Here is a 22,545-nt window from a genome sequence, read left to right on the forward strand (position 1 = left end):
GCGCATCTCCTTCTACCCGCTGCGCTCGATAGTGTAGTTGGGCGCTTCCTTAGTGATGATAACGTTGTGCGGGTGACTTTCCCGCAACCCGGCGACGGTAATCCGCACAAAACGTGCCTTTTCTTTTAACTCCTCAATGGTCCGGCAACCGCAGTAACCCATGCCGGCCCGCAGGCCCCCGATAAGCTGAAAAACCGTTTCCGCCAGCGGTCCCTTGTAGGGCACCCGGCCCTCAACACCTTCCGGCACCAACTTTGGGCCGTGGTCCTGGAAGTAACGCTCCGCGCCGCCTTCCCGCATTGCACCAAGCGAGCCCATGCCGCGGTAAACCTTGTAACTGCGCCCCTGGTAGATTTCGATTTCCCCGGGGCTCTCCTCGGTACCGGCAAGGAGGCTGCCCAGCATAACCGTATCTGCTCCAGCCGCAATCGCTTTGGTAATGTCGCCCGAATACTTGATACCGCCGTCCGCGATGATGCGCCGGCCGAACCTTTTGGCCTCCTGGGCGCACTCGTAAACCGCGGTTATCTGGGGCACGCCCACGCCAGCGATAACCCGTGTAGTGCAAATTGACCCGGGGCCGATGCCGACCTTCACGGCGTCGGCCCCCGCCTCGAAAAGCGCCCGCGCACCCTCCGCCGTAGCCACGTTCCCGGCTACTAACTGAAGGTCGGGGTAGACCCGCCGGATTTCGCGCACCGCCTCGATTACCTTCTGCGAATGGCCGTGGGCGGTATCGACCACGATCGCATCCACTTTCGCCGCCACTAAGGCTTCCACCCGCTCCAGATAGGACGTCACGCCGACCGCCGCCGCTACGAGGAGCCGCCCCTGGGCGTCCTTCGCCGCGTGCGGGTACTTGTGCGCCTTCTCGATGTCCTTGATGGTAATTAAGCCGCACAGGTGAAAGTTCTCGTCCACCAAAGGGAGCTTCTCAATCTTATGCCGGCGCAGGATCTCCTTTGCCTTCTCAAGGGTAGTGCCGACCGGCGCCGTGATCAGGTTTTCTTTAGTCATTACGTTCTTTATCGGCTGGTCAAAATTAGTTTCGAACCGGATGTCCCGGTTGGTGATGATGCCGACAAGCTTCTTTCCCTCGGTGATGGGCACACCCGAAATCCGGTAGCGTTCCATCAGGGCCATCGCTTCCCGGATGCTGTTCTCCGGTGCGAGAAAGATCGGGTCGGTGATGACGCCGTGCTCGGACCGCTTTACCCGGTCCACCTCCAGGGCCTGGCGCTCCACCGTCATATTTTTATGGATAACGCCGATGCCACCCTCCCGCGCAATCGCAATCGCCAGGCGTGATTCCGTCACCGTATCCATCGCAGCGCTCACCAGCGGGATGTTCAGCCTGATCTGATTTGTAAAGTAAGTGGTCGTTTCGACATCACGCGGCAAAACGGCCGACGCGGCAGGAACCAGCAGCACGTCATCGAATGTGAGCCCCTCGCGGCCAAACTTCTCCGCGAACATCCGTCTCCCCCCTCGGTATTTAGGACCTAATTATAGCACAGGCCCCCCACAAAAGAAAGGTTACCGCGCAAAAACTTTCAGCGGCCAAAAAGCCGTGGCTGCCAGTAACGGCAGAAGCGGCAGCGCATACCGGCAGTGAGCGTAAGTAGCAAGATGAACCAGGGTGAAAAGGAGCAGGACCGCAAAAATTCTCCCGCTACCCGGAAAACAGCGCCACAGACCGTAGAGCAGGCCAAACCCGCCTGCCGCAACCAGCACGTAATGGTAAGGAAGGGTGACTCCCCGCGGCAGCTTGTCTTCGCCCCCCCAGACGAAGGCCCGCCCCCAGAGAAGCCGGAATTTCCCCCGCGTGTACCAGTCAAGGTAGCGCCAGAAATCGTTCTGGAAGCCATCCCGCAGGCGTTTTATGGCGAGGGCGGTATGGAGCTCACCCGTCTCCATCGGGTCTTTCCCCACCGGCCAGGAAGGATGCCAGCCGTACTTTATCCCCTCGAGATTAACGTAGGTCCCTAACAACAGGGGGTTGCCGCCGCTCGCCGTCAGGGGGATGAAGCGGTGAAAGACAAGGGCATTGCGCACCCACCAGGGAGAAAGAACGAGACAAAAGGTGAGCAGAAGGGCACCCAAAGCAGGCCAGAGAGCGCGGACCCCAATTTTTCTGCGCATAAGGCACAACGCCAGGCGGCCGGCAGCAGCAAAGAGCAGGAGAACTCCCGTGGGGCGCACAAGCGTGGCCAGCCCGCTTACCACACCGAGCACCGCGTGCCTCCGGGCGTCAGCGGGCTTCGTCTGCACCCAGAGGCCCACGAAGGATATAAGGAGAAAGGTGAAGAGGGTTTCGGTCAAGAGTAACCCGTTGATCAGAATGAGCGGGGGGTAAAAGGCGACTAAAGCCGCCGCCCCGAGCCCCGCCCACCTTCCGGCCAACTCCCGGCCAAGACGGTAGGTAAGATAGACCGAACCCACCATAAGGAAGGCCTGCGCGTACCGTGCGGCCGCCAGAGCGTGAGCGTTATCGCCCCAAAGATAGATAAAAAACGAGAGGAAAAGCGGGTAGCCGGGTGGCATGTAGGCACTCGGTCCTAAAGCCGGCTCCGGGGAAAGGCGCGGTCGCCAGTAAGAAAAGACGTGGTTCGATACGAGGCGCCGGGCACTCTCGGTGTAGCCGACGTCGTCACTCCCTAAAGCGAGGCTGCTCCCCCAGTGATGGATAAATACAACCCGGACCACCAGCGCGCCTAACAGCACCGCCGCTAATATAAGATACGTGAGCAATTCTTTCCGTGTGTCCCTCACCATAGATAGAAGTTTTTCGCCTTTAATTGCGCTCTTCCTCCTTCCCCGCACGCAAAACTCCGCTTTCTGCTGCCGAAAAGCAGGAATAGCGCGTAGCGCGGCGAAAAATTAAGCGGTACGGCGCCGCTTGCAGGCAGCGCAAAACACACCTGTCGTTCAAGGAGCAAAACGTGCCCCAAGTTTCGGTTATCGTTCCGGCTTTTAACGAAGAGCAGGGCATCGCCGCAACGCTCAAAGAGATCGCCGCTGCGGTCACGGAGCTAGACGCCGAAGTCATCGTGGTTGACGACGGCTCCACCGATAAGACGGCGGAACTGGCCCGGGCCTGCAACGCCAAAGTCATCTGCCATCCGGTCAACCGGGGCAAGGGCGCGGCAATGCGCTCGGGTTTTGAGGCCTCCCGCGGCGATTTCATCATTTTTATCGACGCCGACGGCACCTATCCGGCAAAATATATCCCGGAAATAGTGCAAGAGCTCAAAAAGACGGACGTAGTCTTCACCTGTCGCACAAACCGGGAAAATATTCCCTACTTCAACCGTGGCGGTAACTGGCTGATTACCCGGCTCATCAAAAACCTGGCCGGCTTTCCGGGAAACGACCCGCTTTCGGGATTATACGGTATGCGGCGGGGCGTGCTCGCCGCAGTGGGGATAGAATCGTCTACCTTTGCCATCGAAACCGAGTTGGTGGTAAAAGTCAGCCGGAGCCGCTTCCGGGCTACGGAGATTCCTATCGCCTACCGCCCGCGCCTCGGCGCATCCAAATTGCGCCCCTTCCGGGACGGCCTCCGAATCGCACGGGTCCTGCTCGACCTCCTTTTTATTTTTCAGCCTTACCTTACCTTCGTCCTTCCCGGTCTCCTGATCTTCCTGGCCGGGGCCATCCTCGCCGGTCTTCTAGCCGTTAGAGGCACGGTGCACCTCGACGGGATCAACTTGGGACTCCACTCCTTTCTCGCCGGACTTGCGTTTATGCTTCTCGGCATCAACACCGCTGCTTACGGAGGAATTATCGACCTTTATGCCGTGCGCCACCGCTTTAAAAAACCTTCCCGGGCCACCAAGCTCCTGACCAACCTCGCGCTTTACAAGCAGCTCCGGAACCTGAGTCTGCTGCTTTTGAGTGTTAGCGTCCCCGCGCTCATCTACCACTTCGCCTCCTGGGTAGGGAGCGGTTTCGGCCCCTTCACCGCTACCAGAAGCTGGATGCTCGCGCTTACGGGGCTACTCCTGGGGCTGCAAGGCATCTTTACCAGCATCATTTACCGCATCTTCGCCAAAGAATGCCTCATGCCCGAAACAACCGCTACGAATCCTCTCGTGAGCGCCATAGCAGAGCGCCGGCCGCGCAACATGCACGGTTAAAATGCGCGCCACCGGGAAATTTTCCCCCGCTTGCCGGAATCAGCCCCCGATGATAGACTTGAGGTGTAGCGCAACCCCCGGAAAGCGAAAGACAGCAGCGACTTTAATTTTAAGAAATCCTCCCGCGCAAATTTTGGTGACCCCAGGGAACTTTTCGGCATAATTTGGGGTCTAATAAGTGTCCGGGAAATTTGCCGGACCCAGAGGAGGACGCTCCTTTGGTCGACGTGAAAACTCTGGTCGCGCAGGCCCAGCAGGGCGACGTGCAGGCCTTTGAGAGGCTGGTTCTTGCATACCAGGATCGCCTTTACGGTCTCTGCTACCGCCTGGCAGGAAACCACGCCGACGCCCAGGATCTGGCGCAGGAAACCTTCGTACGGGCCTACCGGGCGCTTGATAGGTTTCGCCAGGAGGCCGATTTCGGGACCTACCTGCACCGGATAGCGGTCAACCTCTGGCTGAACCACCGCAAAAGAAACCAGGCCGTGTTGTCGCTTGACGACCCGGTGCTGACCGGCGAAGGGGAGTTACCCCGCCAGGTGGCGGACAACAACCGGCAGCCGGAACAAGCGGTCGAAGACGGTGAGCTGAAGGACCTGGTCTGGCAGGCGCTAGGCACTCTCGGGCGGGAGCACCGGGCAGTGCTGGTATTACGGGAAATGGAAACCCTCAGCTACGAAGAGATCGCCGCCGCGCTTGGCGTGGCCCCGGGTACGGTGAAGTCCAGGTTGAGCCGGGCACGAAACGTCCTCAAGAAGGCGCTTTACCACCTGGCGAAGCAAAGGGGACTCGAACTGCCCGGGATGGAATAGGTGAAACCGATGCGGTGCAAACGTTTACGGAAAAAGCTTTTGTTGCTCGTGGACCATCCGGAGCGAGACTTGCCGCCCGCGGTGGCCGCCCATCTCGCCGGGTGCCCGGCCTGTCAACGCGAGTTTGCCCTCCTGCGCCAGATGAGGGCCTTGTTGCAGGCGGCAGAGGCGCCGCCAGCGCCTGCGGGTTTCGCCGCCGGCGTCATGGCCCGCATCGCGGCGGCGGACAGGGAGCCGGCGCACGGCTGGCGTGTTCTGCTCACAGGATGGAAGCGCGTGGCCGCGGCAACGGCAGCGCTGCTCCTGGTGGCGGGCAGCGCCTTTGCCCTGGTGCGCTTCGGGACCTTCCAGCCGCCGCTGATCGCCTCTAAAGAGCAACGGACCGTGGTTTCCCCGGCAGCACCAGCAACACCGGTAGCGCCGGCCAAAACGGAACAGGTTGACAAGACCGCTGTCCCGGCGCCCCGACCGCAGCAGACGCCCGCCCCGGCTCCGAGCACCGGCAAGACCGAGCCTAAACCCGCCCCGCCGGCGGCCAAGGAAAAAACCAAGCCCGCAGATAGGCAGCCGGTGGCCGTTGCTGTGGAGCGCCCGGCGCGTGTCTTTCTCGACCGGCAACGGGTTGTTTTCAGCACCTTCCTTCGCGTGAAAGTGGTGGATCTCAACGCGGCAAAAGCGAGAGCAGCGGCGATCGCGTCTGCCTGGGGCGCAACGCAAAGCTACGCCACCAGCACCACCGATCGAAACCAGCAGGTCCAGATCTGCCAGTTTATCGTCGCGAAGGAGAAGAGCGCCGCTTTTGTTAACGAGCTGGCGGGCCTCGGATCGGTGGTCCTCCGGCAGGACGAGAAAAACGACGTTACGCAGGAGTTCAACAGCATTAAGGCTGAATACGAAAGGCTGACGGCGTTACGCAAAGCGGCCCCTGAAGATGAGCGGGCAGCACTCGACGCTACGCTGAACACCCTCGAGGGGCGGCTTAGCCAGCTAGAAACGGCCGCCAGCAGGTACACCGTAACCCTTTGTCTTAGCGAACAGGGCTAACGGTCCGTCGGCGCACTTCCAGTGGACTTCGAAAATAGCAAAAAGGAGCAGGGCAAGCACCTGGCTCCTTATTTTGTTTGGCAGTTTAGCTGAATATATTTATTTCAGTAACGCCTTCCCGGGCTCATTCCGGTAAGTAGCGGAGCCGGTAAAATAAAGCTGCCGCCTCCGCCCGCGTCAGAGGGGCGAAGGGGTCGAACCGGCCGTCCGGCCGTCCCCGCAGGATACCGCGGGCGTAAAGTTCGGCTACCGCCTCTCTTGCCTGCACCGGCACCTTTACCCAGTCGCGGAACGGCGGGACCGTGCCGCCGGGCGCTTCGCCCGGGAGGAGCGAAGCCAGCGCCGCCGCAACGGCCACCCGGTCCAACACCGCCGCCGGGCGGAAAAGCCCTGCTGGGGAAAGCGCCAAGGTACCGCGGTAAACCGCTAACCGAACGGCATCCCGCGCCCAGGCTGGCGCATCTGCGGGAACGGGGCCGCACGGCACACCGGGCCACAAACGCGCCGCTAGAACGGCTAACTCCACCCGGGTAACTGGCGCGTCGGGGCGAAAGGTTCCGTCCGGATAACCGCAGAGGAACCCTTCAGCGGCAAGCGCTGTAATCTCCTGGGCCGCCCATGAATCCGCAACATCGCTGAAAGTCCGCGGGCCGGACAGCTCCACCCAGCTCCCGTTAACGCCGCCCGTGCGCTCATCCACACTTACCACCCGCACCGCCCCCGCCGTCCTGACTCCGACAGCATAGGCAAACTCCCCGCCGTAAACCGCAACCGTAAGCCGCCGCCCGTCACCCGGATAGACGTAGAGGCGCGTCCCGCTCGTCCGACCCTGCAGGGGTTTCCCGTAAAGATGAGGCGCAATTTCCAGGATTGGGCGCGGTGCGTTGGTCTCGGCCTTCACCGCCAGGGCCACCGGTAAGCTCCCGGACCCCTCCCAGAAGGTCACCGTTACGCGCTCCCCCGCCCGAAAGTCGTCTACCGTCACCGGCCAGCCGTTTTTCAAGAGCAAACTCCGGGAGCTTAGCCGGTACGCCGTACCGTCCACGGAAATGATCAGGTGCGCGCTATCAAAACCTTCGATCACCCCCGCAGTCTGGTGTACTCCCCCTGATAGATCGGCCCGCACCACCCGCCCGTCAGGTCCGGTTTGCAAACGGACCCACTCTCCCGGAAAGAGCGCCGCAGCGCTGAGACTGACCGTACCGCAGAAAAAGCCAGCGCCCGGGGCAAGCTCGAGGACCCGGTAGTCGCCGTTCACGTCCTGAAGGTGGACTGTTTTTTTCGCCGCATCCAGAAAGAGAATCTCCCCGTAAACAAAACCACTGTCCGCCCAGGCGTGCAGTAACTCGGTCTTTCCGGGCAAAACCACGCCGGTGATATGTTCACCTGGTTCAAGCGCCGCCGCCGAAGCAAGCAGCCTTTCGCTACGGCTTACCCCCGCACCCGGGAAAAAGGAACAGGAGCGCCCGTCCTCGAAAGTAAGGGCAGCGCCGGAAACTTCTCCTACAAACCCGGAAACGAGTTCCTGCTGCACCGCAATGTGAAGCACCGCGCCGCTCCCGGGGTCCAGACGCAACGTCACCGGGAGGCCCGGCGGTAGCTCGCCTGCGGGCTCGGGCGGCCCGAAGGGCCTGTCTAACGGGTCAAGGCCGGCAATTCCCGTTTCCCGGCTTACCCGGCATCCCGGAGCAAGCGGGTAGCTTTCACCGTTGATCAGGGCAACCTTCGTTGTTTCCACTGCCGCGAGGAACCCTTTCTTCTCCACCCAGGCGGCACGCGCCGTCCAGACCGTCTGGGTCGCCGGATTAATCCCGAGCTCGGCCCGTACCCCGGAAGGGACCGCGGCCGGTGCAACTGCGGCATCGCCCACGCGCACTTGCGCCGGACGCAACAGATAACCGCCGTCTGGCAACGACCCGCTTTCCGACACCACAACCGCGCCCTTCTCCGTTCCGAGAAAATTTGCCGGTGCCACCACGCGCTTCTCCCCGACGGCGTAAGCCTTATCCTTTCCCGGAATTAAGTAGATATCCGTCCCGGGGTCCAAAGCCTCCTCTGGAGCCACCCGCCGGCCGTTGACAAGTGCCACCACCTCCCGGGGCAACACCAGCTCTCCTCCGTCGCCCGATAGCCGCACCCGGCCATTCGCGAAGTCTTCCACTATCTCCCGGCGCGGCACCTGACCGTAGGCCAAAGCGAAAGCTTGGCCGGACGCCGCCCCGCCGCCCACCCTGACCGCGGTAACAGTTACCAGGTAGCGACCCGGCACCGGCCGCGGGATGGTAACCTGCTCTACGTTGTTCAGCCTGTCCGGTGCGCCGCCGGTCACAAAATCGTTTCCGAGGTAGCGGCGCCCGTCCGGCCCTACCACCACCAGGTCCAGGTCACAGACCAGGGCTGGACCCGCTCCCGGCAGTGCCGGCGGGTCGGTCCAGCAGAGGGTAACCTTGAGGGGTGCGGTTCCATCCGTTACCGCCACTTCGTACGCGGCGCTCTCCTTCTCCTTCAAACCCGGCTCCACGACATAGCGGAAAGTCCTTTCCCGGAGCGCCAACACCGTAGCCGCCAGGTCGAGCTCCCCGAAGCCTCCCGCACCGGCCGGCGCGAAGTCTTTGCGCGCCCCGTTGATCAAAAGCGCCTTCAAAAGGGCTGCTGGCGGCGTCGTTAAACCTTCCGCCCGCTGCAGGTACTCGCGCAGCAGAACCGCCGCGCCGCCGGCGACGGCTGCCGCCATGCTCGTCCCGTCGAGCTGCCGGTAATAGCCCTGCCCGGGCGGGGAGGGAGCCAGCCGCGAGCTCGGCGCGATTACCCCCGCGCCCGGAGCCACCAGGTCGGGCTTGAGCCGCCCGTCACCCGCCGGGCCACGGCTCGAGAAGCCCGCTACTTTTCCCCCAGCATAACCGAAAAGGGGCCGGGGATTCTCCGCCGCGCCTACTACCAGAGCGTTCTTGCTGTTGGCCTCCGCGGTAATGCTCCCGGCGGTCGGTCCGCTGTTACCCGCGCCGAAAACCGGCAGAAAATCAGGGTTATAGTAGCAAAAACGATCGATCTGGGCCGCCGCAGCTGTATAACCATTCTTGCCACCGCCCCAGCCGTCGACGTGGACCCGCACGCCAGCGCTGTAGGCCGGTCGGAAAAGCGAAATTAGGTCCGCCGGTGGGTCCGGTTCTCCTTGCGCGTTGGCGATCGCCTGGAAATAAATGCTGCTCCCCGGCGCGATGCCCCGGTAACGCCCGCCGGAGGCGGCCCCTGTCCCGGCGATGGTCCCAGCAACGTGCGTCCCGTGCCCTGTTCGGTCCCCGAGCGGCCCCCCCACCCAAGAGCGCAGCATAACCACCTTGGGCATCTGTCCCGGCGTGCTCCCAAAATCAGGATGAAGGTCGTCAAGGCTGCCCTTATCCAGCCCGTTATCGGCCACCCCCACCATCTGACCGCTCCCGGAAAGTCCCGCCGCAGTAACAAACCCCGGCGACAAAAGCGGCGCCGTTCCGGTCACCGCTGCCGCCCGGTCTACCAGAAAACGCCGCGGCGCGTACGGTTCAATCCATACCACACCTTTTTCCGCCGCAAGCTCCCGGACGGCCGCCCGTGGCACTTTTACCCGCAACGTCGCCGCGTCTTCCTCGTCAAGCCCGCGCAAAACGGCGCCGCCGGCAGCCGCCACCGCCGCGGCCACCTTTTTCTTCTCGTCCGGCGAAAAGAGGGTGACGTTAACCACGAGGGGATCTGGGCGCTTATCCCCGTCCGTCTTAAGTTCCGGGGCAAGGCGCGCCTCTTTTGGGTAAGGCTGGACTTTGATTGGGGAAGGCAGGGAAACAGAAGAGGTGATCCGGACCAATCGCTTTCCGGCAACCCCTTCTCCTACCGCCACGCCGGGAAGGCCCTCCAACCGGGATACATTTCGGGAGTCGACAAGATAAAGCCCGGGCGCAACCCTGACGCTGCCGGACAGCCCAAATCGCTCCCGGCGTACCCCTGGACCTACCAGAAGCACCACCACGCCGAGCAGGGCAAAGAGGATGAAAAAACGCCGTATTTTGTCTCTATTTACCATTCTCACCGGAAAGTCCCAAGAGGTACCGGCTTATCAACGTGATTATAAATTTGCCGGTTTTACTGGTGCAACAGGTTTTAAGTGGCTGACGCAGCTAAAAATCCCTTGGTTTACAGATTATCTCGCGGATCTTCGTTTCGAAAAAGTGCTGGGAATGAGCCGGGCGAATAACAACCGCGGTATCTGCGCCGCTTGCGGTGCCGCCCACCGCTACAACATCCACCCCTGCCGGAATGAACCCGGCGTCAAGAGCCATTACGCTGATCTCGACGCAGACCTTGAGTCCGTGGCCGAAAAGCCGGAGGGTAGCGGCAATGAGCTCTGCCGGGTAGAGCCCGCCAAACTTAAACCGCAACGCCCGGTCCAGCCCCGCCATCAGATGGGTGGTAGTAAGCAGTTTCACGCCCGCCCGGGAGAGCCGCTCCCTCATCTCGGGGCTCATCTCGTCAACGCCGGGGGCCTCGAAGCCCACCTGGTGGGTTACGCAGACCACGCTGAGGCCCGTCCCTATGAAACGGGAGGCCGTCTCTCCGGAACAGGAGGCTACCACAAGATGCTGGATACCTAATTCTCTAGCGCGCGCGATTGCAGCCTCCACCGTAGCAACGGTATTGGCGCTCCCCTTAACCGGCCAGTAAAGCGTCACCCAAAATCCCCTCCGTGTAAATCAGTTCCGGGAGCGGGCGAGAACGTGGAGCATCCCCAAGGCACGACCGGTGCCCAAGGCCACACAGGAAACCGGATCCTCGGCCACGTACACGGGCAAGCCGGTTTCGCGCGCAATAAGCTTATCTATTCCTTCAAGAAGCGAACCCCCGCCCGTCATGACGATACCCTTGTCCACGATATCGGCCGCCAATTCCGGCGGCGTCCGCTCCAGCACCCCTTTAACCGCCGCCACGATGGCCTCGAGCGGCTCCTGAATCGCTTCCCAGACCTGGCGGCTGGTCACCATCACCGAGCGGGGCAGGCCGCTTACCAGGTCCCTTCCCCGAATGGCCGCCGCACGTTCCGAATTATTAGCCGGATAGGCCGTGCCGATTTCGATCTTCAGCTCCTCCGCCGATCGTTCACCAATGATCAGGTTGAACTCCCGCCGCACGTACCGGACGATGGCCTCGTCAAACTTATCCCCGCCGATGCGCGTCGAGGTCGAACAAACAATGCCGCCGAGCGAAAGCACCGCGATATCGGTCGTTCCGCCGCCGATATCGATAACCATCGACCCGCTGGCCTCACTCACGTCTATTCCCGCCCCAAGGGCCGCCGCCATTGGTTCTTCGATCAGGAAGGCCTGCCGGGCTCCGGCCTGGATGGCCGCCTGTCGCACGGCCCGCTCCTCCACGCTCGTTACCCCGGTCGGGATGCAAACCATCACCCGCGGCCGCAGTACAAAGCGCCTGCACCCGCACTTCTCTAAGAAATAGCGCAACATTCTTTCGGTGACATCGTAATCTGCGATGACCCCCTCCCGGAGTGGGCGCACCGCAATGATGTTTCCGGGTGTGCGCCCGAGCATCCGGCGGGCCTCCTCCCCCACCGCGATCACCTTGTTATCATCCCGGTTAACGGCCACTACAGAAGGCTCCTTCAAAACAATTCCCTTGCCTTTAACGTAAACCAGGACGGTCGCCGTCCCTAAGTCAATGCCGATATCCGGTGCCAAACCGAACATTGATTTCCCTCCACCATTTTGTAAGCCTGTCCCTATCTTTAGCCCAAAGGACCCCGCTGAGCTTGGCCTAACGTATATTCTACATTTTCCAGGGAAATTCCTCTACCGCCAGCAAATTTTTACCCGTTCGGTTTGTATTTCCGCCGCGTGGCCTCACCGCCACGCAGGTGCCTTTCCGCCTTGTTAAGATTCAAAACCGCGCGAACTTTCTGGGCCAGCTTTTTGTTGAGAGAGGGTAAGCGTTCCGTCATGTCTTTATGAACCGTGCTCTTGGAGACATTGAAAACCTGGGCCGCCTGCCGAACGGTGGCTTTGGTTTCAAGGATATAAGCGCAGATTTCGAGGACCCGCCGCTGGATATAATCCTGCATCACCCTACCTCCCGCTCCCATCCTGCTATTTGAATCTATATGAGCGAAAATCGGGAAAGATGCTTGTTCATGCTTGTTCAAAGGCGCCTTTCGCCATCTTTCGCCCTGAATAGCGGCGGGTTCAACAAGGGGGACCCCCCGAACGCTATAAAAAAGCAGGGCGTCCTTTTATCAAGGTCCGGTTACGCTACTGCCAACTATACTCCCGGATACTTGGTTACCTTTACGCCCGAATAGTAATGCGTAAGAATCTGGCGGAAGTTGTACCCGTGTTCCGCCATCCCTTTGGCGCCGTACTGGCAGAGTCCCACACCGTGACCGTAACCGATAGTAGTAAAGCAAAGGCGGTCACCCTCTATCCGCCACGTAAACCGGCTCGACTTAAGTCCCAGCCGCTCGCGTACTTCCGTCGCCCGGAAGGCCACCCCGTTTACCACTACCTTCTTCGGTCGGCCGGCAGCGGTAACCCGGGTCAGCTCCATCGTAAACGGCTTTCCCCCGCCAGCAGCAGCAGGCATGACCCCCCCGTTGGGGGAAAGGGCCCGCTCTACTGCGGCAATCGTAAACGAACGCTTTTCTACAGGTTCGGGATAGGCGTCATATGGGCAGGGAACGCTCCGGAGATACGGTAGATCGACCTGCCAGATCTCCCCCGCGCTTTCCGTCCGGCCGCCGCACGAAGCATGGTACACAGGTTCGATAAGTTGGCCTTGGTAGGTGAGGACCAGACCCTCCGTTTCCTCCACCGCACGCCGCACCCTATAGTAGTACCGGTAGTAGCCCAGCGGCCCCCAGCGCCGCTTCAGTTCCTCCCGGTCGAGGTAGGCCTGGCCGTGTTGCGGGTCGTCGCAAAGATCCGCCTCCGGGTGCAGCCTATTTGCCACCCCGCCGCCCAGGATACGCCGCAGGGCGTATGTACGAGCGGCAACCGCCTGGGCCTTGAGCGCCTCGAGCGGAAACGCGGCCGGCATTTCTGCCGCTACTACCCCCACCACATATTCTTCGAGCGGCAAAATTTCCACCCTGCCGGTAGCGTGCCGGTACAACCGGATCTGCTCCCCCACCGGCCGGATTTCAACCTGGTGGCGCCAACTCGGAGCGTAGAAGCGGCAGACAAATGCCGCCACTGCCACCGCCAGAAGAAAAAGGCCGCAGCGCAGCCGCAAGGTTTATCCCCCCGGTAAAAAGAACTTTGGCGTCTCGTCCGGCCTTACGGACAAGCTCGCTATAAAGATACGCCGCTTACCACGCATTATTACCCCAAATAAAACAAAAAGGCCGCCCGTGGCGGCAACAAAAACGAAGCAAAAATGAGTCCTCGTGGGAATCAAGGTTAGCGCGGCACCGCGGTAACGGCCAAGGTTACCGCAATTGAGCCACCTCTTTAACCCCGTGGCGTTCGGCCCAGATCTTATCGGCCACCCGGCCCCACTCCTCGGCCCGCCGGTCAAGGGCGGCGGCTATCGTGCCCGTCAGAATGCTTTCGGCTCCCGGATGGGTAGGCCGCGCACCCGACTCGGCCACAATCTCCCGCAAGGCCTGGGGCACGTCAATAATCGGGCAGGGCCGCAGGAAGTTGTCGTGGAAAGGCTGGCGTTTCTGGTAAGCCGCGAAGAGCGGGTTCTTCAACACCTCTAAGAGACTCTTACCCTTGATGTTGTCCACAGCGAAGTGGGCGAAGGCGCACGGCTCCACATTCCCGCTCGCGGCAATGTGGAAATACATCCGCCCGCCCGCAATGCAGCCGTGGGTAAGTTCGCCGTCGTTCCAGAAATCAGCGATCTGGATTGGCTTATGCGTGCGGATGTACGGGATGCGCTCGGCCAAATAAGCCCGCTGCTCCGGCGTTACCATCAGGTCCAGGTTCGGGTTGCGCCCTACCGGAATGTAGTGGAAGGTCCAGCCGTACGTTACTCCTTTCTCGATGAGGAAATCGATAAACGCGTCGCTGGTGACCTCCTCCACGTTATACTTGGTAATCGTAATCGAAACGCCAAAAATCGCGCCCCGTTCACGGAGCAGGTCCATCGCTTTCATGACCCGGTCGAAGACCCCCTTGCCCCGCCGGGCATCGGTCCGTTCGCGCCACCCTTCAAGGCTTATCGCCGGCGTCAGGTTGCCAATTTCAACAATCGCATCCGCAACCTTTTCGGTGATTAAAGTGCCATTGGTGTATAGCATAAAGGCCATCTCTGGATGTTTTGCCGCCAGACGTAAGAGGTCCGGGTACTTGAAGGGCTCACCGCCCGACATCACCACCCAGTAGATGCCGAGTTCCTTCGCCTCGGTCAGCAACCGGTCCAGCGTTTCAAAGTCTAAGGTATCGTGTTCCGCGTACATCCCGGCCCAGCACCCCTCACACCGGAGGTTGCAATCGCTGGTCGGGTCGATTAGGAAGAAATTAGGAATATGCACCCCCAACCGCTCCGAGAGCTCCTGCTGCCGGGGAATGCCGAGAAGCATCGCGTTGACAAACCAGTTGTACAGGAGCCGCCGCTTCACGTTTGGGTGGGTCCGCGTGAAAAGACGGTTAATATATTCCCGCACCGCCGGATTTTCATCGTACCACCGCGCGATCTTGACGATGTGCTGCTGGTGATGTTCTTTCTTGGCTAACTTCTGCGCCACCTTCAGGACCTTAGGGAAGTTTTCTGCAGGATTCTGATCAATATACCCAAGCATTTGCCGCAGCACCTGTTCCTCAACAAAGCGCTTAGCAAAATCAAAGCTTGGCAACACAGACATAAAATCCCCTCCTCACCTTATTGTTTCCATCCTTGGGTCACTTGCAGGACTTCCCCACGCCCCGGCTCTTTCTCACCCCCTACCAACACACAGGATTTCAAACATAAAGATTTAAAGCGGCCGCTCAAGCCCTTCCTTCACAAACTTCGCTAAAAAGAAGGCTTCCCGCGGTTCAAGCTCGGCAAGCTGGCTTTGCAGCCGCCGGACGCATTCCCCTACCGGTCCCGAAACAACCCCGCGCACGCGGAGCAGGCTCCCCATAACTGCACCCGCAAAAAGACTCAGCCCCTCCTCAGGCTTCCGCGCCCGGGCGACAGCCGCCGCAAGGGCGCGCCGCCCCCGGCCGCCGATTTCCTCAAGCTGCGCCAGTAAGACCGCTATATTGCAGGCCGCCCGCGCCAACCGCTCCTGGATCTCGGGCAATTCCTGGAGGATTTCCGCCACCGCCTCCTGAGCCGCTTTTTTCTTATCCTCAAGGAGCCGCAACAGGCGCTGCCGCAGCGCCGACCAGTCATCCGCTGCGCTTTTTTCCAGCTCCTCTAACGCCTGCGGCGTGGGCCGGTAGTAAATTAGGGTGCGGCCGGGCCCCTTTTCATCTCTCCCCGTCTCGTAAAGGGCTTCGAGGTAGCCGCCTCGCTCCAGATGCCGCAACAGATCGTAGGCCGTCCAGCGGCTTACCCCTAAAGCCTCGGCGACGCGCGTGTAATGGACAGGCTGCTCTGAGTCCTGGTAAAGCCGCACTACAACGGCAAGAAAATCCCTGCGCCGTCTCGTTAAAGCCAAACTCCATTCCCCCCCTAAAATCCCAAATGACCCAAAAAACCAATTTACTTTAGATTATATGTTACCCGGGAAAGAATAGACCAATGCAAAAACTGCGCAATTTTCGTTAAAAATGCAGTTCCACGAGGGTTTTGCTCATTCGGGTAGCGCGGAGGTCAATTATCCGCTGGTTTTTAGAGCCACGGAAAGGAAGGGTAAGGTCCCGCTCGGCCAGGATAAAGGGGCCGTCGATGAGGATGTCGGTCACCGCTAACAGATCCTGGACTCCTTTTTCCGCTATCGTCTGGAGCTCTTCGTAAGTGTAGCCCGTGTAAGTGACGATATTATAGCCTTTTTCGCGCAGCGCCTGCCCTAAAGCCGCAAAAGCCGCCGCCTGCGCAAAAGGTTCCCCGCCGGAGAAGGTTACCCCTGCTATCAGCGGGTTGCGGCTGATATCGGCTAACAACTCCGCCGCCGTGATCTCGTAGCCGCCCGCCGGGTCCCAGGTTTCCGGGTTGTGGCACCCGGGGCAGCGGTGCGGGCACCCCTGCGCGAAGATAACGTAGCGCAGGCCCGGCCCGTCCACCACGCTCTCCCGAACCACGCCGGCAATGCGCAAATATAACTTCCAGGCTAAACTACCCATTTAAGCCCCCAGCGCGTAGTCCTTATTTCGCCCGGTCCCAAAGAATCTTTCAGCCTCCATCATCAGCATCAATGAGGATGATTTTTACCGGCACGGCAGGGAAATGACGTTTTAACCGCTCAATATCGTAGACTAACTGTTCTCCGTAAGATACCCCTGTCGACATCTCCTTGTGAAGTGCATGACAAGGAACGATCTCCACACCAACATCTGCCTTGTTCTCGTTGAAAAAGTACTGGAACTTCGCCATATCATAAAACATGAAGGCGTACTTTCCGAACTGAACCTCGACCAGTACTTTACCTTTAACAAAATCAATCTGTTTGAATGCACCGGGAATACTCACATTGCTGTTAGGTACCGTAATAGTATAAGTATCACGCAGCTCGGTATAACCCCTAGCGGTAAATGCTTTACGAAACTCCCGGTTCATATCCCGGGGAGAATATAACTTCCTTCCCCGCATCGTCTTCTCTTTACTAACTTTGGATTTTTGAGCTTTGACGCCAGCTATGATCTCGTAGATCTCCCGCTCGTAATCGGGATACCGTAGGCATAAAATTTCCGATCCACCTAAATGTGAATACTCATAAACGATTTTCATTGCCTTGCTCCTCGGTAACGTAATTAACACGGCTCTCGAACAACCGGGGCTGCGTCAGAACAGATTTTAAATGGACAAACTTCGGTGGGAGGTTTGCCTTTGGCACATCTGGGTCATAAACCGATCTTTCCATCGGTCGAATACGCAGTTGGCCTTTCTCTGCAAGGTAAACACGTTCCCGGGCAATTTTTACATAGTCACTCACAATTTCTGCACCGATGGCCTTCCGGTTGTGCATGAGGGCAGCAATTGCAGTCGTTCCCACGCCGATAAATGGATCCAATACCCAGTCACCTTCATCCGTCATAGCAAGCACAAGGCGCTCTATCAACTCTACCGGAAATTGACACGGGTGAGAAGTCTTCTCTACGTGATTTGCCTTCACGTTGGGAATTTCCCAAACATCTCCAGGGTTTTTACCCAATGGGTTGCCGCTGAATTGCCCTTTTTTAGGGCCCTTATAGTACTTTTTCTCCGGATACTTCTGGGGAACGCGAACAGCATCCAGATTGAAGGTATAATCATTTCCTTTAGTTTTAGTAAACCACAAGATCACCTCGTACCGGCCAGAAAAGCGCCTTGACGCGTGCAAACCATGTCCGAAATGCCATACAATTCGGTTCCGCAAGTGGAGGCCAAGCGAAGTAAAGATCGGATATAGCACGATATCAAGCGGAATAATTTCACCCTTATCGACATAATTGCCTACCTGCCAGCAGATACTCCCCTGGTCATGTAAAACCCGGACACACTCTTCAATAACCCTACGTTGCTGCGATAGGTACTCATCCAGATCCAGGCGCCTTTCGTAAGGCTTGCCCAGGTTGTACGGTGGCGAAGTAACGACTAACTTAACGAAACCACTGGGAATATGCGGTAACAAATCAAGACAATCACCCTCGTAAAGAACCAGATCCGCGTCCGGGTTAAACTGAGAAGCAGTTCGCACAATCGACATTGGATACCTCCTTACGCGCACCATAACAACGATCATCTTAGCCAGACAGAGCCGACTCAGATAATCAGCTTATCCAAGCCCGACAGCTTTTCGGAAGGGGGACCGCTCATCCTGAGGCCCTCTTGGATTACTAATGCACCACTTCCGGCCGGCCTAAGTGCACCACCCTGCTCTTCAGTTCCGCCACTTTCGCGTCGTTGAAGCGGTCCACCGTCGAGAGGTAGCCGGTGATGCGGCGCACCCTTCTGATGGCGCTCGAGCCGCACTTGGGGCAGTTGTCCCCTAAAACGCCGCTGAAGCTGCACTCCTGACAGAAGTCCACGGGGAAATTCACCCCTACGTAGCCCATGTCGCACTTGGCCATATGCCGGATGATCGCCTCCACCGCCTCGGGGTTGTGCACCGGCGGCGAGGGAAGCTCCACGTAGCTGATGTGCCCGGCGTTGCAGAACTTGTGGTAGGGGCCCTCAAGTTCGATCTTTTTGAAGGCCTCGATGGGGAAGTGAACTGGAACGTGGAAAGAGTTGGTGTAGTACTCCCGGTCGTTAACCCCGGGCACGATCCCGAACTCCTTGCGGTCGAGCTTCACGAACCGGCCGGCAAGACCCTCGGCAGGCGTCGCCAGCAACGTGTAGTTGAGGTTGTAATCCTCACAGGCGGCATCGATCTTTTCGCGGAGAAAGCGGACAATCTCCAGACCCAGCTGCTGCGCCTCCTCATCCTGGCCGTGGTGCTTCCCCGTGAGCGCCACGAGCGCCTCGGCCAGCCCGATGAAGCCGAGCGCCAGGGTCCCGTGCTTCACCGCCTCGGCGATCGGATCCTCTGGTTTTAAATCCGCGGCACCCAGGTAAAGGCCTTGCCCCATTACGAAAGGCAGGTCCTTCACTTTCAGGCGCGCCTGAACGGTGTAGCGGTGGTAGAGCTGCCGGATGCCAAGCTCCGCCACCTCGCCAAGGAGAGCGAAGAACTTCTTGAGGTCCCGCTCGGCCTTGAGCGCCACTCGCGGCAGGTTGATGGTGGTGAAGGAGAGGTTTCCGCGCCCCTCAGTCACCTCCGGGCCGCGCCGGTTGGCCATCACCCGGCTCCGGCAGCCCATATAGGAGACTTGGTTCCCGTACGGGGCGTTAAAGCTGGAATCCATAAAACTGAAGGTAGGGTTGAGCCGCTTGGCGGCCACCCGGATCGCCAACTGGAAAAGGTCGTAGTTGGGGTCGCCCGGCGCAAAATTAACCCCCTTCTTAACCCGGAAGATGATGTTCGGGAAAATAGGGGCTTCGTTGCGCCCTAAACCAGCTTCATAAGCTAAAAGCAGGTTGCGCGTCACCTTCCGGGCGGCCTCGCTGGTTTCCGTCCCGAGGTTGATCGAAGAGAAGGGCACCTGCGCGCCGGCCCGGGAGTGCATCGAATTCAGGTTATAGACCAGCGCCTCCATCGCCTGGTAAACCTCATCGTCCGTAGCGTTTTCCACGTACGGCGCCATGTCCCGGTCGAAGAAGGCAAAAGACTGCCCGCCGAACATGTCGTTCTGCGAGCTTTGAAGGATGATGCAGGCCAGGGCGGTTGCGGAACCCGGACGCTTTGGGGGCCGGATGTAGCCGTGGCCGGTATTGAACCCCTCGGATAGGAGCCGGCCGAGCGGAATCTGAATGCAGTTGAGCGTTTTAGCGTAGAAACCGAGGTCGTGGATGTGGATATCGCCCCGCACGTGCGCCTGCGCGAAATCCTCGGGGATGAGCCGGGTGAGGTAATACTTTTTGCTCGCCGCCTCGGCGATCTGGAGCATCTTGGCCGAAGGAGAGTTGGAAACGTTGGCGTTTTCCCGGCTCGTCTCCTCGAGGATTTCCTCCACCGCATCCATCAGCTCGCTCTTCGCCTCGCGGATGCGGGTCCGCCAGTCACGGTAGAGGATGTAGGCCTTCGCCGTCCGGGCATGTCCCGCCTCGATGAGCACCTTCTCCACCACGTCCTGCACATCTTCCACGCCGAAGACGGTGCCGTTGTACTTGGCCTTCAGCAGCCGCAGCACCTCGAGCGTCAGGCGCATGGCCGTTTCCCGGTCCTCACCCCCTACCGCCCGGGCCGCCTTAAAGATGGCCTCCGTGATCTTCGTCTCGTCGAAGGGAACCTCCCGCCCGTCACGTTTCCTGATGACCTGGAACACTTACCCTCTCCCCTTTCTCAGTCCTGAAACATTTTTTCCAACTCCGCCTTGAAGTCGCGCCCGTCGCGGAACTCCCGGTAAACGCTCGCAAACCGGACGTAGGCCACCTCGTCGAGGCGCCGCAGTTTCTCCACCACCAACTCCCCGATGACGTGGCTCGCAACCTCAGATTCCAGGCGGTTACGCAGTTCGCGCTCGACCTCGTCCACAATCCGCTCCAGGTCTTCCCTTTTCACCGGCCGCTTGTGGCAGGCCTTGAGCAGACCACCGAGAACCTTGGTCCGGTTAAAAAGTTCCCGCCGCCCATCCTTTTTCACGACCATCAGGGGAAGCTCGTCCACCCGCTCAAAAGTCGTAAAGCGCCGGTTGCACTGGGGACACTCGCGGCGCCGCTTAATGGTGGCACCCTCATCCGCAGTCCGGGTATCGACGACCCGGGTATCGGCAAAAGCACAAAAGGGGCAACGCATCGCTTCACCCAAGATGTAGTATTGGTAGTTATTTTATATCCCTATATTTTGGGATGGCAAACAGGAAAATGGCGGGAAATGGGGGCAAGTAACGCCGTCTTTCTCTCCGGACAGCCCCGGGCTCGTCCGGACGCAGAATTCAAAACTTGTCCTTTTATGTCGAATAAGGCCTCAGCGCCGGCAGGAGTAGCGGGCATAGGAGTCGGGAACCTCTACTAAGATCACGTCAAGCCCGATCCGGACTATCTTTTCCCAGGGCACGACAATCTCGTCTTCCCGGCCGAAGAAACCGAATACCCGTGCCGGCCCGGGAAGGACCAGGGCGTTGATTTTCCCGTTTTCTACGTCGATGTCGATATCTTTTATCAGGCCGAGCCGCCGCCCGTCAAGAACGTTGATTACCTCCCGCATCCGGAGGTCCGAAATCTTGAGCATCCGGCCGCCCTCCCAGCTAAAAACTTCTTGGGCCACACGCTACGGTTATTTTTAGCCTATGCTTTTCCTCCCGGCCTTAGAAGACTGAACGGCGGTAATGATGAATATCGCCCGCGCCCGTAAAATAAAAAGACCCGCGCTTAAAACGGGCCTTTCCCTTACAAACTCCCGGCGCGTGATCCTTCTATTTTTCACCCGTCCCGCGCAACCGGACAACCTGCTTCCACGGGGTCGTAAAGTGTTCGCGGGCCACCTCCCAAAGCCGCGACCGGAACTTTACCCGCAGTCCGCCTGCTCCCGCAGCGGCCGGAACGGCCGTCTCCTGTGCCGTGACATTCACCATGCACAAAGGAGGAAAGAGGACGCACCACCAGTTCTGCCCGCGACCGGCGCCGAGAACGATCCGCACCGCCTCGTATTCCCCGGCCGGCAGCGTTAGCCGGCCGTAGGTCCGTTCCGGAAAGAGGAACCGGCCGTGATAGACCGCCACGCCGTAATTCTGACCGGCAAGCGCCACCTGCCGCGCTGCCACCGCCCTGATTCGGTCCATATTAGCGTCAACCAACCGGCGAGCCTCGTTAACGTTCCTGAGATCTTTAAACTGGGGCGCCATGGCCTGGATGACCGCCCGGCGGACCTGGTGTTTGAGCGCCTGGTCCACCGGGGCGTCACTGTTAGGGATAATGTGGAGCCTGATGAGGTTGTCCGGGTTGTACGCCTCAACCGCCCGGTCAGACAGGAAGCCAAAAACCAGGCCGGCACACAGCAAACTGCACCCCACCAGTACGGCAACTACCTTTTGCTTCATCCTGAACCCCTTCTCTCTCAGATGTATTTACGCATGTGGTTAAGCGCTGCCTTCTCCAAGCGCGAAACCTGCGCCTGAGAAATCCCGATCTCTTCGGCTACCTCCATCTGGGTTTTCCCTTCAAAGAAACGCATGGTAAGGATCAATTTTTCCCGCTCACTTAAGCGCCGTAGCGCGTCCCGGATAGCGATCACCTCGAGCCAGTTGCTATCCTGGTTCTTTTCGTCCCCGATCTGGTCCATCACGTAGATCGGGTCGCCGCCATCATGATAGATCGGCTCGAAGAGTGAAACCGGTTCCTGAATGGCGTCAAGCGCCAAAACAACCTCTTCCTCCGGCAGTTTTAGCTCCGCCGCAATTTCGTTCACCGAAGGCTCCCGCGCGTTCTTGCTCGCCAGCGCGTCCCGCACCTGCAGGGCCTTATAGGCCACATCCCGCAGCGAGCGCGATACCCGGATCGCGTTGTTATCCCGCAGGTAGCGGCGGATCTCCCCGATAATCATCGGCACCGCGTAGGTCGAAAACTTTACGTTTTGTTTGAGGTCGAAGTTATCAATCGCCTTGATCAGGCCGATACACCCAACTTGAAAGAGGTCGTCCACATATTCCCCCCGGTTGGTGAAACGCTGGATCACGCTCAAAACCAACCGCAGGTTTCCGTTGATAAGCTCGGTGCGGGCACTGGGGTCACCGTTATGCATCGCTTCAAAAAGCTCCCGCATCTTGGCCGCAGTTAGCACCGGAAGCTTTGCCGTATTGACACCGCAGATCTCGACCTTGTTGAGCATGTGGCTTGGCTCCTTGCTCCGATTTTGCGACCATGCTTCGATTCTCATTATTACCGGACTCTTTTGGCTTTAT

General features: G+C 59.4%; 20 protein-coding genes. 3 read left to right on the forward strand and 17 right to left on the reverse strand.

All coding sequences use genetic code 11. From position 1 onward, the window contains the following. Window positions 1–12: 12 nt before the first annotated feature. Both guaB and EDD75_RS04920 read right to left on the reverse strand, forming a co-directional pair. Window positions 13–1,476, reverse strand: coding sequence for an IMP dehydrogenase (gene guaB, locus EDD75_RS04915; RefSeq protein ID WP_123928920.1), 1,464 nt, complete (start codon window positions 1,474–1,476; stop codon window positions 13–15). Between the two features lie 60 nt (window positions 1,477–1,536). Continuing rightward, a complete protein-coding gene (locus EDD75_RS04920) occupies window positions 1,537–2,775 on the reverse strand; it encodes an ArnT family glycosyltransferase (RefSeq protein WP_123928923.1) in 1,239 nt (412 codons plus the stop codon). Window positions 2,776–2,942: 167 nt separating this feature from the next. Here EDD75_RS04920 and EDD75_RS04925 point away from each other — a divergent pair, with 167 nt between their 5' ends. The 3 genes from EDD75_RS04925 (at window position 2,943) to EDD75_RS04935 (ending at window position 5,995) form a co-directional block, all read left to right on the forward strand. Next, window positions 2,943–4,139 carry a glycosyltransferase family 2 protein gene (locus EDD75_RS04925; RefSeq protein WP_170157721.1) on the forward strand — a complete coding sequence of 399 codons (1,197 nt, stop codon included), beginning with the start codon at window positions 2,943–2,945 and terminating at the stop codon, window positions 4,137–4,139. Window positions 4,140–4,366: 227 nt separating this feature from the next. Further along, window positions 4,367–4,951 (forward strand): RNA polymerase sigma factor, encoded by a 585-nt coding sequence (locus EDD75_RS04930; protein ID WP_245963111.1) that lies wholly within the window; start codon window positions 4,367–4,369, stop codon window positions 4,949–4,951. Window positions 4,952–4,960: 9 nt separating this feature from the next. Continuing rightward, entirely contained in the window at window positions 4,961–5,995 is a 1,035-nt protein-coding gene (locus tag EDD75_RS04935) for a DUF4349 domain-containing protein (RefSeq protein ID WP_123928933.1), read from the forward strand. 124 nt (window positions 5,996–6,119) lie between these two features. Here the strand turns inward: EDD75_RS04935 and EDD75_RS04940 are convergent, their stop codons facing one another. From EDD75_RS04940 to sigG, 15 genes are all read right to left on the reverse strand, one after another. Further along, the gene (locus EDD75_RS04940) at window positions 6,120–10,049 is read right to left on the reverse strand and encodes a S8 family serine peptidase (RefSeq protein WP_123928936.1); all 3,930 of its coding nucleotides are present in this window, start codon (window positions 10,047–10,049) and stop codon (window positions 6,120–6,122) included. A 94-nt stretch (window positions 10,050–10,143) separates the two neighbouring features. Next, window positions 10,144–10,695 carry a pyruvate kinase alpha/beta domain-containing protein gene (locus tag EDD75_RS04945; protein WP_123928939.1) on the reverse strand — a complete coding sequence of 184 codons (552 nt, stop codon included), beginning with the start codon at window positions 10,693–10,695 and terminating at the stop codon, window positions 10,144–10,146. A 21-nt stretch (window positions 10,696–10,716) separates the two neighbouring features. Next, the gene (gene mreB, locus EDD75_RS04950) at window positions 10,717–11,724 is read right to left on the reverse strand and encodes a rod shape-determining protein (RefSeq protein ID WP_123928942.1); all 1,008 of its coding nucleotides are present in this window, start codon (window positions 11,722–11,724) and stop codon (window positions 10,717–10,719) included. A gap of 119 nt (window positions 11,725–11,843) precedes the next feature. After that, window positions 11,844–12,095: a sporulation transcriptional regulator SpoIIID gene (spoIIID, locus tag EDD75_RS04955; RefSeq protein WP_123928945.1), complete on the reverse strand. Its 252-nt coding sequence runs from the start codon at window positions 12,093–12,095 to the stop codon at window positions 11,844–11,846. Between the two features lie 197 nt (window positions 12,096–12,292). Beyond that, window positions 12,293–13,261 carry a stage II sporulation protein D gene (spoIID, locus tag EDD75_RS04960; RefSeq protein WP_245963078.1) on the reverse strand — a complete coding sequence of 323 codons (969 nt, stop codon included), beginning with the start codon at window positions 13,259–13,261 and terminating at the stop codon, window positions 12,293–12,295. Between the two features lie 196 nt (window positions 13,262–13,457). Then, window positions 13,458–14,840: a radical SAM protein gene (locus EDD75_RS04965; RefSeq protein WP_123928948.1), complete on the reverse strand. Its 1,383-nt coding sequence runs from the start codon at window positions 14,838–14,840 to the stop codon at window positions 13,458–13,460. A gap of 111 nt (window positions 14,841–14,951) precedes the next feature. After that, window positions 14,952–15,623, reverse strand: coding sequence for a helix-turn-helix domain-containing protein (locus EDD75_RS04970; RefSeq protein WP_123928951.1), 672 nt, complete (start codon window positions 15,621–15,623; stop codon window positions 14,952–14,954). A gap of 106 nt (window positions 15,624–15,729) precedes the next feature. Continuing rightward, window positions 15,730–16,248, reverse strand: a complete 519-nt coding sequence (nrdG, locus tag EDD75_RS04975) for an anaerobic ribonucleoside-triphosphate reductase activating protein (protein ID WP_123928954.1) — start codon at window positions 16,246–16,248, stop codon at window positions 15,730–15,732. 49 nt (window positions 16,249–16,297) lie between these two features. After that, window positions 16,298–16,852 carry a BglII/BstYI family type II restriction endonuclease gene (locus tag EDD75_RS04980; RefSeq protein WP_123928957.1) on the reverse strand — a complete coding sequence of 185 codons (555 nt, stop codon included), beginning with the start codon at window positions 16,850–16,852 and terminating at the stop codon, window positions 16,298–16,300. Next, entirely contained in the window at window positions 16,836–17,810 is a 975-nt protein-coding gene (locus tag EDD75_RS04985; RefSeq protein WP_123928959.1) for a DNA-methyltransferase, read from the reverse strand. Before EDD75_RS04985 ends, EDD75_RS04980 begins: the two co-directional genes overlap by 17 nt. 130 nt (window positions 17,811–17,940) lie before the next feature. Then, on the reverse strand, window positions 17,941–19,971 hold the full coding sequence (gene nrdD / locus EDD75_RS04990; RefSeq protein ID WP_123928962.1) for an anaerobic ribonucleoside-triphosphate reductase: 2,031 nt from the start codon (window positions 19,969–19,971) through the stop codon (window positions 17,941–17,943). A gap of 17 nt (window positions 19,972–19,988) precedes the next feature. Further along, window positions 19,989–20,441: a transcriptional regulator NrdR gene (nrdR, locus tag EDD75_RS04995; RefSeq protein ID WP_123928965.1), complete on the reverse strand. Its 453-nt coding sequence runs from the start codon at window positions 20,439–20,441 to the stop codon at window positions 19,989–19,991. 171 nt (window positions 20,442–20,612) lie between these two features. Further along, window positions 20,613–20,876: a YlmC/YmxH family sporulation protein gene (locus EDD75_RS05000; protein ID WP_123928967.1), complete on the reverse strand. Its 264-nt coding sequence runs from the start codon at window positions 20,874–20,876 to the stop codon at window positions 20,613–20,615. Between the two features lie 184 nt (window positions 20,877–21,060). Further along, on the reverse strand, window positions 21,061–21,684 hold the full coding sequence (gene spoIIR, locus EDD75_RS05005; RefSeq protein ID WP_123928970.1) for a stage II sporulation protein R: 624 nt from the start codon (window positions 21,682–21,684) through the stop codon (window positions 21,061–21,063). Window positions 21,685–21,701: 17 nt separating this feature from the next. Continuing rightward, window positions 21,702–22,472 carry an RNA polymerase sporulation sigma factor SigG gene (gene sigG, locus EDD75_RS05010; RefSeq protein WP_123928972.1) on the reverse strand — a complete coding sequence of 257 codons (771 nt, stop codon included), beginning with the start codon at window positions 22,470–22,472 and terminating at the stop codon, window positions 21,702–21,704. Between the last annotated feature and the right edge of the window lie 73 nt (window positions 22,473–22,545).

The sequence above is a fragment of the Thermodesulfitimonas autotrophica genome, from assembly GCF_003815015.1.
In the GTDB taxonomy this organism is placed as follows: Bacteria; Bacillota; Desulfotomaculia; order Desulfotomaculales; family Ammonificaceae; genus Thermodesulfitimonas; species Thermodesulfitimonas autotrophica.

What these genes read in the sequence shown, in the direction of transcription:
- spoIIID (WP_123928945.1), bottom strand. Translation starts at nt 12,095, where the DNA reads ATGCAGGATTATATCCAGCGGCGGGTCCTCGAAATCTGCGCTTATATC.
- EDD75_RS04985 (WP_123928959.1), bottom strand. Translation starts at nt 17,810, where the DNA reads ATGTCGATTGTGCGAACTGCTTCTCAGTTTAACCCGGACGCGGATCTG.
- EDD75_RS04980 (WP_123928957.1), bottom strand. Translation starts at nt 16,852, where the DNA reads ATGAAAATCGTTTATGAGTATTCACATTTAGGTGGATCGGAAATTTTA.
- sigG (WP_123928972.1), bottom strand. Translation starts at nt 22,472, where the DNA reads ATGCTCAACAAGGTCGAGATCTGCGGTGTCAATACGGCAAAGCTTCCG.
- EDD75_RS04920 (WP_123928923.1), bottom strand. Translation starts at nt 2,775, where the DNA reads ATGGTGAGGGACACACGGAAAGAATTGCTCACGTATCTTATATTAGCG.
- EDD75_RS04935 (WP_123928933.1), top strand. Translation starts at nt 4,961, where the DNA reads ATGCGGTGCAAACGTTTACGGAAAAAGCTTTTGTTGCTCGTGGACCAT.
- mreB (WP_123928942.1), bottom strand. Translation starts at nt 11,724, where the DNA reads ATGTTCGGTTTGGCACCGGATATCGGCATTGACTTAGGGACGGCGACC.
- EDD75_RS04940 (WP_123928936.1), bottom strand. Translation starts at nt 10,049, where the DNA reads ATGGTAAATAGAGACAAAATACGGCGTTTTTTCATCCTCTTTGCCCTG.
- EDD75_RS04965 (WP_123928948.1), bottom strand. Translation starts at nt 14,840, where the DNA reads ATGTCTGTGTTGCCAAGCTTTGATTTTGCTAAGCGCTTTGTTGAGGAA.
- nrdR (WP_123928965.1), bottom strand. Translation starts at nt 20,441, where the DNA reads ATGCGTTGCCCCTTTTGTGCTTTTGCCGATACCCGGGTCGTCGATACC.
- nrdG (WP_123928954.1), bottom strand. Translation starts at nt 16,248, where the DNA reads ATGGGTAGTTTAGCCTGGAAGTTATATTTGCGCATTGCCGGCGTGGTT.
- guaB (WP_123928920.1), bottom strand. Translation starts at nt 1,476, where the DNA reads ATGTTCGCGGAGAAGTTTGGCCGCGAGGGGCTCACATTCGATGACGTG.
- EDD75_RS05000 (WP_123928967.1), bottom strand. Translation starts at nt 20,876, where the DNA reads ATGCTCAAGATTTCGGACCTCCGGATGCGGGAGGTAATCAACGTTCTT.
- spoIIR (WP_123928970.1), bottom strand. Translation starts at nt 21,684, where the DNA reads ATGAAGCAAAAGGTAGTTGCCGTACTGGTGGGGTGCAGTTTGCTGTGT.